Here is a 14,514-nt window from a genome sequence, read left to right on the forward strand (position 1 = left end):
AACTAATTTTTTCATAGTTTAGTTAAATTTTCTTGAGATTGATGGTGCTACTTATGTTTTTTCCAGTTAAATCAAATGGGTATGGTTACTCAGAAGAAGAGCTTTTATTTTCATTATTAAAATCCACATTTGAAAAGGAAAATGCCTTTACTTTTCAGCAACTCCCTATAAATACATTCAATGAAGCGTTTAGATATGAACCTGATATTTTATTTTTTCATCAACAATTAGGCATGTTTATTTTTGAAGTAAAATCCTACAAAATCAACCAAATTAAAGGTGTTCGTGGGACAAACTGGCTATGTGAAGGAAAACAAGGTTCTTTTACAGTCAGTCCGCAAAAGCAGGTTGAAAATCAAATGTTTCATACACGGAATATATTAAATCAACGATGCATGCTACATAACCTTTTCAATACACATGCTTTTGTCGTATTACCAAATATTAGTTATGCAGAATGGGATGCTCGTGAGGATCTGCAGAAGGAGTATATTAAACGACCTATTTTAAAGGACGACCTATTAAATGAAGTCGTATTTTATGAGACTATTCAAACATTTGCTAACCGTCTAAAGCTACGCCCTTTAGACGACTTAAAATGGCAGGACGTCTTAGACTACTTTATGATTCCTTCAAAGCATGAAAGTAACTCATACGCACAGGCCCGTTTTTCAGAGTTACACTTACTAAATACTATTCCTGAAGGTTATGCTGACGTGATTCAGACAAAGCTCTCACAGGGTTTAAAGATATATGTACTATCTCAACAAACCTTTAAAGTGGAGTTTAAAGAAACATTTTGTCAATTTATAGATAACTTCCAACTTTTAATATATGAAGAATCTACTAAGACATTCACTGATAGAAATGAATTTATTTTAGATGGTGATATTACAGATGACAGATTGAAAGAACTCGAAGATATTTTCCTAAACTTTAATACAGGTCAATTTGCCATTATTCATGCACCCTACGACCGAAACATTATGGTATCTGCTGGAGCTGGGACCGGGAAAACACATGTAATGGTTGATCGAATTTTATTCCTCCTTTTAAATGAGCAAATACCGCTAAGTGAGATAAGTATGATTACCTTCACAAATGACTCAACAAGTGAAATGAAACTGCGTTTAGAGAATCGCTTATTGACTCTTTATAAATTGACAAATCAGGCTGTGTTTTTAAATTTTGCAGAGGATGTTTCAAGCGTAGAAATTAGTACGATTCATTCCTTTGCTAAAGGTGTGCTACAATCATTAGCTCATGAACTTGGCTACGGTACAGATATATCAATACGTTCTTTTAAATACGAGAAACAAAAAATTATTTTTGAGATTTTAGATGAGTATTTTTCATCTATCGCCATAACCGATTTTTTAAATACAAAGATTCGCTACTACAATTTTGTCACCATCCTACTTAATATGTGGGAAGAGATGGAGAAAAAGGGTTTGTCACTAGAGGAGATTAAAGATTTAGATTTTGGACAAGCGAACCATACGTTATTACAGAACTTAATAATAGAAGTTTTTAGGAAATGTGAGTGTAAATTAGAAAAAGTAAAGAAAGCACACCAATCTATTACGATGGGTGATTTAATTCGTAAATTAAAAACCTTTACTGAGAATGATAAGGTATTAAAGCAATTAGCGCCTGGAAAGTACTTATTCGTTGACGAGTTTCAAGACAGTGATGATGTGCAAATTGAGTTCATCGCAAAGCTTCAAGAAATTTTAGACTATAAAATTTTTGTGGTTGGGGATATAAAACAAGCTATTTATCGTTTTAGAGGTTCAGATTACCGTGCGTTTTCGGAACTAATTAAGCGTTCAAAAAAAACCTTCCTCCCCTACACGTTACATCACAATTATCGTACATCAGAAACACTACTAAAACGCATGCATGGACTTTTTACCAATTGGGGTCGCTCAGAAAATCAAGATTTAACATACAATGAAAAAGATTGCTTGACTAGTAATATCCACTCTTACACGAACGAGTGGCATATAAAGGAGTATAGCTATAGCAATATGGATGCTGTTAATAGCTCGCTATTGCAAGAACATGTAAGACAACTAAAAGGAAAAGAAAAGCTTGCGATTTTGGTTCGTACAAATAATCAAGCACGTACAATGAAAATATTGTGTACTACTTTAGATATACCAACGATACAAAATTTAGACGGCCAATTTTACTTATGTGATGCAGTAAAACATTTACATATATTATTATTAGCATTACAGTATGCAGATCAACCTATGTATGTAATCGAAGCATTACAAACACCATACTTCGGCTATGAACTGAACAATAAAAACTTTATTGCAACCCAAGGAAATAAAAATCGTTTGAAACAGTTTTTAAATGAGCATGTTAAACAAAATTTTTCAAAATATGCAGAGTTAGTTCGTGATTATTCGCCACTTACTTTAATACAAATGATTATGCGTGAAGAAAATTTCTACGTCCGTATAGAAAATTACTATAAGCAGCAACAACATTCGGAACAAGAAGTACACCTACAAGTTCAGCGCTATAAACTAAATATGCAACACTTATTAACCATTATAGAACAACAATTTGCTACAAATACAGTGACAATTCCGATAATTAGTAATTGGCTAGAAATTCAAATGAAGACAAACCGTACAGAAAATGAACCTACTTTTGAATCCGATACAGCACAGGTTGTTATTTCAACTGTCCACCGTTCAAAAGGGTTACAGTATCATACGATATTTTTGCCTATTACAAATAAACCTTACAATACAATCAAGCCAAAATACTTTATCCAAGATGGGATTGACCTAAAAGAAGGAATAAAACGCCAGTTTGGTTGGCGTATCGAAAATTTCCAGAACAATTATTTCAATTTATTAAAAGATACAGAAAATAATGAGGCTCGAAAAGAAGAAGTTCGCCTACTTTATGTAGCGTTAACACGAGCTGAGCAGAAGGTAATTATTACACTTCCATCAAATAACATAAATAATAGCTGGTCGGAATTGTTAAAAGAAGCTGATATTTTAGGAGGGATTAGAAGATGACTACACAAACTCACACATATTCTAACCCGCAAGATTGGGATAGTCACCCTCTAAGCAAACATTTAGAAAGTGGCATACATATATGTGCCTCGTCTAATTTGTGTGCAGGTATTAGTACAGCTTATCCACGTTACAATAACTTGTGCTCTCTTAACGACTTAATGAAAAAACTATACCCAACTTGGAACTCAAGTGAGTTACAGCTTGAGCAATATTTAGAGCTTTCTAGTTGGTTGCAAGAAAATAAACAGCTTTTTCCTTCAGAAAAGCTATTCGATTCATTTCATTTAAACACAAAGGGACTTGTAATGCTTATGCGTAAGCTAGCTGAATCTGGAGTTAAACCAGATGATTTAAAAGATACCTTTACTGATATGGATTTACGTGGACAAAATGTATCTGAAAAAGAATTGATGTTTCTGAAAATTTGGACTGCAGTTGATAATGGCACTGCAGGAAGTAAATACAGCTATGCAAACTACCGTAATCATTTAAACAAAAGACAACTGACTATTAATGAGTTATATAATGCACTTAATTCTATATCAGATCCTAAACGTGTTTCTCTACTTGAAAATCCGATAATTTTTTTACACGGTTTTTACTTCATTACACCTGAGCAGCAGTTTTTCTTAGAGCAACTCAAGAAATCATTTAAAGTTGTTATGTTTTTATACTATGAGCCTAAATATGAACGTACATTTAGCTTCATGCGACTATTTATACAGCCCAAATATGGATGGGAGGCTATTCCTTATACAAAGGATTCATCTGCCATGACAAACCATATCTCAGACTTATTTTTGAGAGTTTATGAGAATGGGAATGATACTTTTAAAAAGGGTTCCCATGAAGTCTTAAGCTATGCGAACTTTTTTGATTTTACGCAAGATGTTATTCATCCAAATTATCCAGCCGTAGAGAAGGATTCTAGGCGAAAGGTAATTAATATATTTTCACCAAATGCAAGTGAGATGAATGAGCTTTTATTGAATCACTACCCTGAACTGGATCAAAAAAATAGAAACTTTTTAACATACCCAGTAGGACGTTTCTTCTCTACCATCCATGAAATTTATCAAGATGGACAATATCGTCTAACGTATGATCAACTACATGAACTTTTCACTTCAGGATGGCTCTATAACAGTGAAACTAGACAAAATGCACGTAACTATACACAGGATTTAAAAGATATAGAGGCATATGTAGAACGAGCAGAAACCTTAAATCAGTGGATTGCCTTACTTAAAAATTTGAAGAAGCAGATTTTATTTATAGAGAAGCAATTCCCACTACCCGTAGATGCATCCCGAATACAAAAAAGCACACGTAGTCCTTTTACAAAAAATAGCCACTTCTCGATGGAGACCGATCGTTTAAATGACATCATAAAGTTTTTATTTGAGATTAAAGATATTTGTAATGAGCTATTTGAAAGTGGGCAGACTGGAACAAAAATTAACCGTCATTTCAAGAAGTTAGAACTCTTGATGAATAAACGTATAGGACATGTTCGACAAAACTTTAACGATGTGGAACAAAAGCTTGTTGAAGATTTACGAACTCGCCTTTCCTATATAAAATCCGAATCGGACCTTCTTTATAGCGATTTACACGAAGCTGTTTCCCTTTATTTAAGTGGAAAATTCGATGAAAAAGATGAAAAGCTTATTCGACCTTTTATGGAGATTGATGGGGAAGCATTTAAACAACGAAACGTAGATTATGATTACAAAGTATATGTAAGTGGCTTAGACGAACATTCTCTTCCATTAACTGTGGAGGCTTTCCATTGGCCATTACAAAAGGAAACGTGGATAGCTTTAGGTGATCGTGTACCACGTATTTCCTATGATTATATGCGTACGGATGCGAAAAAATATATTTCAAGATATTTATTTTATATTATGCTGCGCTTTATTCCTAAGGACCGCCTACATTTATCTTGGATTCGTTATTTTATCGGACGAGATGAACGAAAGAGTGCTTTGTATATACGACAATTAGAATTACCTACTAGAAATTATACGCCTCCAATCCATGAGAAAATGGATGTGCAAACTCGCCAGTTAACTGATGTGGTCTATTCACAAGACGAGCTTGAAAGCGGATATCAAACATTACTCTATAATGATTTCTTTGCCGAGTACGTTCAATGCCCAAAACGTTTTTACTATAGCTATTTAATGCAGGAGTATCCAGTGTTCCGTAGCGAATATATACAAATATTTTTATTTACAGAGTTAATTAAAATTAGTGGTAAATCTGCAAAGTATGATGCCAATATACTATACAACGAGCTCGATGCTTTCTTCCCTCAGTGGATTTCATTAAAGAAAAGACTAGAATTAGAGAATGCTTTAAATTATGCCTATAAGCGAACACTTCAACAAAATCAGGTCGATGAAGAGATTTACGTGTCAGAAATCCGTAAAAACTTCCAATTCCCTGGCCTGAAAAATGAAAGTCGAGATACTCTCTTTGAAAAGGCAGTTATGCAGCGACAAGCCATCGAGGAATCATTAATGGCTGAGCAGCAAGTATCCTTTGATGCTATCTCAGGCTACCATTGCCGTTTCTGCCCTCACAACGACCTCTGCCCAGCAGTAACACATGGTATAGATCTGAAGGAGGATATTGATGACTAATCAACATTTTTGGACCTCCCTTTCAACCGGCTGGTCTAAGTTACAGGGGCAAGCAACTAATACTAAATTTAATTCTGAACTGTTAGCGAAGGCAATTCATGCACAAATTTCAAATGCCAAAGAAATACGTAATAATTATTATCGCAGTGATGGTTTTTTAGCATATGCAGATGATGATGACGAAGATGATATATATTAAGGTGGAAAATTAATGAAACAACAACCATTTATTTTAGACAAGGTAGAATTTACAAAACGTCAAACAGAAGCCGTTAACTACGAAGGCAAACAATTGCTATTAAGGGGTATCGCAGGCAGTGGCAAAACACTCGTTCTTATGGGGAAGGCAGTTAAAGTAGCAAGGAAGTATCCAAATGATAAAATTGTATTCATTTGCTATGGTGAACCTTTATCAAAGGCTATTAGTGAACAACTAAACGAAGCAGGTTTCGACAATATTAAAGTTATAAATTTTAATAAGTGGATTTCTGCAGTTTGCCGCAGTATGACAAGTGTAAGATACCTAACAGCAAAGAATAATAAAAATCCTAGCAAGGTTATTTTAGATAAGGCTTTTGAGCAGTTAGAAGTTGTTTATCCAAATCATCGCTTTATTAAAGATGAGCGCTTTATAGAATTCGTATTAGAAGAGATTAGTTGGATTAAAGGTTCTGCAAATACAACAAAAGAGAAATATATAGGTGCATCTAGACGGGGACGCGGAGGCAAAGTCAATGTTTCAAAAACGGACCGGGAAGTTTTATTTGATATTTACACAATGTATGAGATAGAAAAGAACGGTAGACATGACTACGATGATGATGCTTTATATGTTTACAATAATTTAAATGACTTGCCAACTTCTCAAAAAATGGATCATATATTTATCGATGAAGCACAGGATTTACCAAAAACAGCATTAACAGTTTTAATTAATGCCGCTCAAAAGACAAGTACTGTCGGTGCCGATTTAGGACAAAAAATTTATTCAACTTCTTTCACTTGGAGCGAAGTTGGTTTAAACATTTTAGGTGGACGCACAAAGGTGTTAGGTACTTCGTTCCGTTCCACAAAGCAAATCGTGCTTTTAGCAGAAAGCATACAAGCCCATGATGAGATACGAAAGGACGAGGAATATACTGCACTTTCAATTCCAGACATCGAAGGCGACGTACCAAAGCTTTACATCTTAAAATCTAAGGACGCTCATGACGAAGCTTTAATAAGTTCCCTGAAACTAATTCAATCGGAGGATCCCCAAGCATCAGTAGGTGTTTTAATCCGTAACTGGGACAGATACTGGGGAAGCCGCATATCAACGACTTTTAAAAAAGGGCTACGTCAAAAGTTTAATGACATTGGCTTTAGCCATGACCTTATTAAAAACCGTGAAAATGGATCCCATTTAAAGCCAGGCATCCATATCACATCATTCCATACCGCAAAGGGCTTAGAATTTGATTATGTTTTTGTTGTAGATCTAGTAGACCCTATACAAGCAGAAAAATTGGGCGAAGAATTTGACTGGAACGTTGAACGCCGTCTTCTATATGTTGCCATGACTCGAGCACGAGCCTCTCTTGGCTTATTTACATACAATGAAAACACAAAAATAATTACAGAGTTTGACTCAAAATTAATGAACAAAATTTATTTATAGAAAAGAATGCCACTTCTAAAATGAAAAAATTGTCGATTGATTATATGATGTTTATCAAAAGGCCAAACAATTTATTGAAATGTCATATGAGGTAAGCTAAAATAGTTTTTTTATTTTTGAGTATCATTCTTATATGAAATGTTTCAAAACAATATTTCTGGAATGTTTGTACTCCAATCTATCGGAATTGAAATGACGAAGATAAAAATACAAAATAAATAACAGTTAATTTAGTAATAATGAACTCCGTCCTAAATCTGTACAGTATAATAAAGGCAACTCTACTTAAGTAGCTATCAGATGGCTTCGGTATTATACCGGAGTCATTTTTTAGATTCCTTTGTCTTCTACTCGTTATAAAAAATCATTGTAATATCAACTGGTTGTTTTAATGCATCATAGGTTTTTAAATGTTTATATTCCATCTCATCTTTCATGTGCCCAATGAAATTTTGAAACTTCTACTTAAACAATTCGTATAACTTATTAATTTCATTTTATAGGGGGTTACTAGTAAGAGTAGCCAAACGTAAACAACCAACGGATAGACTACATCCCACAAGACTTATCCTAAAAAATCACAAGTAAAATGCCAATACTGGTATATTTATTCACCCTTATTGTCAGGCAAAACTCAAAGTGTGGATCTGTTCTAGATCGCACGGAGAAGGCTGTGAACCACCAAAAAAGTGAAGCACGCTCAAAAAATTATGAACAACTAAAAAAATGATGCGCCTCGTCACCCACAAATTATTCCTATGATGTTTGATGAGCTAGATAGAGATGGAAAATCAAGATAGGTTTGCTGAAAAACTAAAACAAGCTAAAATTCTCTATTTAGAAAATCAAGAAAAAACTGAGCTAAAACGTCAGCTAAAAGCACTTAAAGAACAATTAAAAACAGAACAACGGGAAAAAGCGCAGTGGAAAGAAGACAGGCTTATCAGGAAAGCCTAAAAAATAGTACATACAACTGTGCCTATAAAGCTAAACGAATGGGAATGCTGCAACGAACTTATAAAACTAATAATTAACGGAGGTAAATTTAATGACACAATATATGTGGGAAAAGAACGCATTTTATGAAGAGTTGAAACAAACATTATTAGATTCAAATATCTATTTGATCAATATTGCTAGTGCCTATATTTCTTTAAACGGTGCTAAGCATTTGCAAACCTTATCTAAAAGGCTTGAATTAGAGAAAGAGCATATTCAAATCTACTGTAGTTCTAAATTCAATGAGCAAGAGCCTGCTGAAATTCTAGAATTTCTTTTAACATTTGCAACAGTCCATATTGTGCACGAGCCATTTTTACACAGCAAAGCTTACGAAGTACGTACAAAGAATATAATTACAACGTATACTGGCTCTGCTAACTTAACAGAGGGCGGCTTGTTTAATAATAGTGAGCTAATGACAAAATCAGTAGGTAGCGAACCACCCTTAGAATCATTTTGGGATTACCTATGGCAAAACTGTGTTTCTGTAAATGATGAAATTAATAATTTCTATCGTGAATTACCTAGAGTAGAACCTTCACAAGAAATCAATCAAGCACAAGTTAAACTCAATAAAAAGCTGCAAGTTGCCTATGAAAAACAATGTATCGAAAGTCACTATCCTGACCTATCCGAATTTTATTTCAATGTGGATGATTATCGAGTATTTAACGAGGAATATTGGCGTAGTGGTACAGCAGAAGTGAAAGAGCGACGTAAAGCTACTCAACAAAAGCTTTACGAACTAAATGAAGCTATCGAAACATTCACTTCTCGTAATGACTTATATCCACATTATAAGAAAGAACATTTAACAAGCGGCATAGTCCCCTCTATTTACAATTTTGAACGTGTAACGGGGATATGGATGCGCTACGGGAAGCACAAATCTGAACTCAACCCATTTGGCACTACTGGATTTGGAAGAAAATCTTCGCCCATTGAACAATTTCATAAGCATGCCTGCTTACAACTTTCAATCGGTTCGGAAGGTCTTAATATCGGGATGTTCCATAGCACAGCTAATGAGGGGGTGGATTGTCACTATGTAGATGAGCACTGGGATGAAGTAAAACAAGAGATATTAAATGTATATGAAAGTATTAAAGGCTATGACTTCGTTTGGACATTTTATAGTAACCGTGAAGATCGTACTGTAAATAAATTTGAAATTGACTTACATTCAGCCGAGCAATTTATCAAATTTTACCGAAAATACGATATGGCAGGCTACGAAAGTTTTTGTATGCGCTTTTATGAAACCAATGATGTACGAATCAAAACATATATAAATATTTTAAAAGAAGTAGAAGAAACCTTTGATCTAATTATGCCATTATATAAAGCAATGACTTATAGGATTCCTGTTGAGCAAAGATTTTAACAATAACAGCCCGTTATTTACTAACTAAATAATGGGCTATTAATTTATAAATTATTGTCTTTAAATTTTTAGGTATATTAATTTGAAAACGAACCATAATTATTAAATTTGTTTACTTGGATATAATCGCGGGAAATTCTCTGCTTTACTAGCTAATTCTTTTAATTGCTTATATAAAAAATCTCTACTTACTCGTTCTTTCTTAGTAACGAATCTAAATCGATATGCTTTTTTATAAATTTATACATATTAAATTTTGTATAAGTAGAACTAAATCAGTCCTCTTTCTATATTTTTGGGGGATTTATTCTGCTTAATTTTTATCTGGATATTTGAAATGGATTGTGCAGGGAAAAAGATTCGGATGTTGCCAAATACTACTCCACCAACTGCGCAAAAAACTTCAAATGTTGACCAGTTAAATATAGCGTTTTTGGATCATCATTGTGAATAACTGTTGCCTTATACATTTCTTTAAACAGTTCTACTACCTCATAAGACCATGCGTTGCCAGTTAAGTAAAGCTCTGCCTGTTCTAAAATACCTTGAATGTTAAGAACACCACCGTGTTTTGCTAGAGCATGACAGTTCGGACATAAACAAAGAACGTTATAGTTTTCATTTTGATAGACACCACTTTTGGAGCTTTCAACAATGCGATATGTTTCGAAATATGCTTCTTTTGATTTGATACGGAGCTTCGTCAAACAGATTTGGCAATGACCGTCATATTGCTGCTTTAAAAATGCTCGTACTTCTGCTGTTTCTTGAAGCGCTTCTTGTTTTTTCACCTTTTGTACTTTTTCGACAACTTTTAAAGTACTGACTTGAGGGATCGCTTCGTTTAATGCAGCTACCTCGCCTTGTGCATTTTCGTTTACGTATTCCTCTTCCCAAAGAGTAGCCGCTACTTCTTGTTGCTGTTGACCTACAAATAACATATCAGACCATTGTTCTTTAAATGAAGCTTTTTCTATTGGTTCCGTGACTAACCCCTTATCGTCTGGATGACATTCCTCAATTCCTATTTGCTGCTCTAAAATATGCGATTCAGTTATTTCGTTTTTTCCGAATACTTCATTAGGTACTTGTCCTGTTCCTGTACTCTCTACTTTTTTTGTCGCGACAGCTACTTGTACCTTTTTCTTTTCCGCTTCGAGTGCTTTAAAAATACTGTTAAATTCCCTTACTGCAAATTTTTGAGGCATAAATTGAATTGCACGGTTTATTTCAATAGCACATTGAACTGGTGTTGCCTGCTGCACATATAAGTTATATGTAGTTTCGTCAAAATACGGAACTTGTACTTTTTCTCTATAACCGTAAATATGCTTTTCAACACCCTTGACCGTAAAAATTTTGTTGCGAATGTTATTTAAGCCACCAAAACGTTGTAACTTTTGCTGTAAATTATATGTTTCATCTTCTTCTAATTCGATTTGTAACTGTTCAAAAATTGAAACGACTACATTAGCTAACTCATTCGGATAACTTTCCTTACCGACAATTTTTGTTTCCCCTAAAGTCGAAGCTATAATAAAATTAAATGAGCTGGCTAGCTGAGTATAATACTTCATTTCAACTTGCTTACTAGGAATGTGTACGACGAATTTTTCATGTAATTTCAGTTCATTATAAAGTGCTTCATTACTTAAAATAACAATCGGCTTTCGAATTGCACGATTATTTATAATATATAGCTCTGAACGAATGTAGTTTTGATTTTTATCATTTAAATGGTTAAACGCCTTAAATAACTCGTAAAAAATACCATTATCCACCATTTCATAGTATGCTTGCTCAATTTTGTCAATGAGTGGTTGCATGGCAGAGTCCTCTATTAAGTTAACTGCTTTTCCAAGCTCCATCCCAAGATCACCATATTGTGCCGTAATATATGGAATATCTTCATTAATGGAATCACCAAGTCTGAAATCTGTAATTGGGCGTAGACTATTTGTTTGTTCATCAAATAGTAATGCGTCAATAATAGAGAGACCATTTTTATGCAATTCAATTAGTAGCTCTACTAGCTCATTTTTAGAAATTGATGTTCCGACTTGTTGCCATCGTTCATTAACATCCTGTACAGAAAGTTCTTTGACGTTTAAGCTTTGTAAAAAATGCTCATGATAGTTTTCTGCATAAACAAGTGGAACAAATTGCTTCATTTTTTGGAAATGCTTTTTTGATTTTATGCATCTTACTTCAGTACTTTTAGCTACGTTACCTATTATTGTACGAAGTGGTACTATAGATTTCGGTATACCTGCCCATTCGTTCACTGGAATAATTTTTTTCAACTGTTGGCGGCGTAAATAGCTCGCTAATACACTACCTGGTGGCGGATTTTCTCTATAATTGTCAACATTAAAACTTCTAATACGTCCCTCATATTGTAGCTTCCATGCCTCATACAATGAGTCTGCAATAACAGTAGGTACTTCACCCTGCATTAATATAAGACGTGTAGCTTTATCTAATACTACATATGTAAACGTAATCCTATTCCCAGACGTATAATCATTGTTCACTACATTTATAAAGTAATTATACAAAGCTCTATTATCTTGCTTGAGTACTGATACACTTTGATACGTTTTTTGGGGATATAAAAATTGCGGCTTATATGCAATACCCATATATATCAGAAATTGACGCAATTTTTTTAGCTGAATTTCATCGTCAAGTTTTAGTTCAAAAAGTTGGTGGTCAATATACAATTGTTGTAATCCAACTGTCGCATAAATATCATCTTCTGGTTCAAAATGACAAACATCCGGCAGAATCAATTCATTTATCGTATATAATTTGCCATCTATTGATTTAAACTTAGCAAAACGTAATCGAGCAAGTTGTTGAATATAATCATCCGCATACGTACGTTTGTTAACATACTGCTTAAATAGGATGTGTAACATATTGTAGCGATTGTTTACATCTTCATCTGATAATATATAAGGTATTTGGAAGTCAGATATTAGCTTTTCGTCGGTCATTTCTTGGCAATTCAAAAATTGTAAAATCATTTTAAACGCCTCGTTACGTTGACGTTTTAATTCAGCACTTGTTGTAACTTGATCGCTAGATGAAATGCTTCGCGTAAACTCAAAATCTATAAATTTAAATGAATTGTTTTTCACACCTTGGAAATCACGACTTGTCCGTCCACTCATCCATAGCACATGTTCTGGGTTCTTTAAGCTCTCAATTTGCCCATTATCAAACGGGTATATTTTAGCATTCGAAAATAGCTGTACTCGTTGATAATTTGTTAAATTACGATTATAAGTTATGTCTTTACACTCCATATAAAAGTTTGCTAGAAATTGATCATCTTGTAACAAAAAAATTGGTAACTTTTGTTCTTCAAACATTCTTAATAAATCTAAAGTTCTTAACAACCCAATTTCATAACTAGCCCATGTTTTTTGCCAATCACCTTGGATTTGCCAATCATCATGCATCTGAAAATGAACGTAAAAAGACTCGCAAAGTTTTTTAAATGCAGGCTCCCGCTGAAATGTTTGTAAAATATATAACTCAGTACGTTTTACAACACGTGGCGAAGACCAGCCGGCATTCGTACGAATCCAATTAATATTAAAAAGTTCTTGCTTTAAATTTTTTAATACCCGCTCTAACTGATTGGGTAAAATGGTTGTCGGTACTACATATGGCAATTGCTGTGCCATTTGATCATCTTCTTTTAAATACAAAATGAAATTACGTAATATTTTCGGCAAGTTTTGTAGTAAATGGCGATTCCACTCATTTAAATTTGGATCATGTAATTTTGCACGATCTGCAGTTAAATGGCCGTCCACTTGAATAAATACTGGCATATCAAAATACACTTCGGTCGGTAAGAAGCTATATAAGCGACCTCGCTTATTCATTAAAGACGCATTTGTTTGAACAACTATTTGCACCGTTCTTTTTAAATCATGTTCAGAACCAAGCCTCTCCCACCGTTTACCAACTAAATGCCCAGGAAAAATCATATGTTCTTCATATTTCAAATAAGTAAGCGGCTGAGGTTTGACATTTGAGCGTAATTCAAAATGCTGATTACTCGTCTGCACAATTTCTAATTCACTCTTCGTTTCCTGACCATCACGATAGTCGGTAAAGTGGAATTTACGTAGCTGTTGTAGGAAGATAAATGACTCAATATTCGTTTCTAGTAATTCTTTTAACGTATTCGCAATTATCTTAATTGAATTTTGATCAGAAAATACGACTTTTAGTTTCGTCCCATTTTCATATGGCGCATCTAGCAAAAGATGTGGAATAATATACTCACCACGATTCAAACGAAAATGCCAATTGCGACTATGAATTTCTACATATTGCGCTAAAGCAAATACAGATTTAAAGCCAATCCCTTTTTCCCCAATGAAAGAATTTGCATTTAACTTACTTGCTGTCTTTGTAGATCCGCCCGTATCGGTGATCGCTAGCACGTCTTCTTTACGGAAACCGAGCTCATTATATGAAATTTGTAAGCTATCATCATATATTTCAAAGAAAATTTCCGGTTGCTCGTCATACTGCGCATCATCAGCATTTTGAATAAGTTCCATCAAAAAGTGCTTACGGTCTTCGTAAGTTGTATCACCAAGTACCTTTAACGAATTCATGTACCCTTCAATTTGGCTATCAAAATCTTTTCGCCACCTATATAAGTGATGTAGCGCCTCTTGTTCTGTTTCAGCTTCAAAAAATTGCACTTGTAGCTGTTGAATTTGCTCTTTAATATTCACATCG

7 protein-coding genes are annotated in these 14,514 nt (G+C 34.2%); 6 read left to right on the plus strand and 1 reads right to left on the minus strand.

All coding sequences use genetic code 11. The features are described 5' to 3' along the window. The first annotated feature begins 53 nt into the window (after positions 1-53). From HF876_RS10065 to HF876_RS10090, 6 genes are all read left to right on the plus strand, one after another. Positions 54-3,047, plus strand: coding sequence for a UvrD-helicase domain-containing protein (locus HF876_RS10065; protein ID WP_169359939.1), 2,994 nt, complete (start codon positions 54-56; stop codon positions 3,045-3,047). After that, on the plus strand, positions 3,044-5,698 hold the full coding sequence (locus tag HF876_RS10070; RefSeq protein WP_169359940.1) for a PD-(D/E)XK nuclease family protein: 2,655 nt from the start codon (positions 3,044-3,046) through the stop codon (positions 5,696-5,698). The genes HF876_RS10065 and HF876_RS10070 overlap by 4 nt, the downstream gene beginning before the upstream one ends. Further along, complete coding sequence (locus HF876_RS10075; protein WP_169359941.1) at positions 5,691-5,897, plus strand: hypothetical protein; 207 nt, start codon at positions 5,691-5,693, stop codon at positions 5,895-5,897. The genes HF876_RS10070 and HF876_RS10075 overlap by 8 nt, the downstream gene beginning before the upstream one ends. Before the next feature lie 12 nt (positions 5,898-5,909). Further along, positions 5,910-7,358, plus strand: a complete 1,449-nt coding sequence (locus tag HF876_RS10080; RefSeq protein ID WP_169359942.1) for a 3'-5' exonuclease — start codon at positions 5,910-5,912, stop codon at positions 7,356-7,358. A 783-nt stretch (positions 7,359-8,141) separates the two neighbouring features. Next, positions 8,142-8,315, plus strand: coding sequence for a hypothetical protein (locus HF876_RS10085; protein WP_169359943.1), 174 nt, complete (start codon positions 8,142-8,144; stop codon positions 8,313-8,315). A 91-nt stretch (positions 8,316-8,406) separates the two neighbouring features. Continuing rightward, positions 8,407-9,744: a phospholipase D family protein gene (locus HF876_RS10090; protein ID WP_169359944.1), complete on the plus strand. Its 1,338-nt coding sequence runs from the start codon at positions 8,407-8,409 to the stop codon at positions 9,742-9,744. A gap of 377 nt (positions 9,745-10,121) precedes the next feature. Here HF876_RS10090 and HF876_RS10095 read toward each other — a convergent pair whose 3' ends face one another. Continuing rightward, complete coding sequence (locus tag HF876_RS10095; protein ID WP_169359945.1) at positions 10,122-14,510, minus strand: sacsin N-terminal ATP-binding-like domain-containing protein; 4,389 nt, start codon at positions 14,508-14,510, stop codon at positions 10,122-10,124. Positions 14,511-14,514 lie beyond the last annotated feature (4 nt).

It is taken from the genome of Psychrobacillus sp. BL-248-WT-3 (genome assembly GCF_012843435.1).
Classification (GTDB): domain Bacteria; phylum Bacillota; class Bacilli; order Bacillales_A; family Planococcaceae; genus Psychrobacillus.